The organism is Microbacterium sp., from assembly GCF_041909575.1.
GTDB lineage: Bacteria > Actinomycetota > Actinomycetes > Actinomycetales > Microbacteriaceae > Microbacterium.
The window spans coordinates 1-688 of record NZ_JAYRDE010000071.1; the positions used below are offsets into that span (position 1 = coordinate 1).

The window sequence follows — 688 nt, forward strand, 5'->3', positions numbered from 1 at the left end:
AGTCCCTCGACCGCAACAGCTACAACTCGGGCGACTGGTTCAACCGCATCGACTGGACCGGCCAGGAGTCGACCTTCGGCTCGGGTCTGCCCCGCGAATCCGACAACGCCGCGAAGTGGAGCTTCATGAAGCCGCTGCTCGAGAACCCGGCGCTCAAGCCCGGTGCCTCCGACATCGCTGCGGCCGAGGCATCCGCTCTCGACCTGCTCCGCGTACGCGAGGAGGTCGGCCTCCTGCGCCTCGGGTCGGCGGACCTGATCCAGCAGAAGGTCACGTTCCCCGGCAGCGGACCGGATGCCGCGCCCGGCGTCATCGTGATGCTTGTCGACGACCGGGTCGGCGCCGATGTCGACCCCGCCCTCGCCGGAGCGCTCGTCGTGTTCAACGCTTCGCCCGAGGCGACCACGCAGGAGGTGTCGGCGCTCGAGGGCCGCAGCTTCGCCCTCACCCCGGCCCAGGCCAAGGGATCGGACGCTGTCGTGAAGACGACGACGTGGGATGCCGCGACCGGAACCATCACCGTGCCGGCACGGTCCGTCGCCGTCCTGGTCGAGAAGCAGGCCGGACCGAAGGGGCCGAAGCACCCGCGCAGCTCGGCGCGCTGAGCGGGCACACGAGAGGGGGGGGGGCGGTGTGGGGCGGCCCACCACGGGGGGGGGGTGGGTCCAGAGGGGGCGCACGGGCCCCG

General features: G+C 71.9%; 1 protein-coding gene. It reads left to right on the forward strand.

The window, feature by feature from the left end:
• The coding region (locus tag ACE3O1_RS10615) for an alpha-1,6-glucosidase domain-containing protein (RefSeq protein WP_374315003.1) at positions 1 to 605 on the forward strand (605 nt) is incomplete at its 5' end.
• Positions 606 to 688 lie beyond the last annotated feature (83 nt).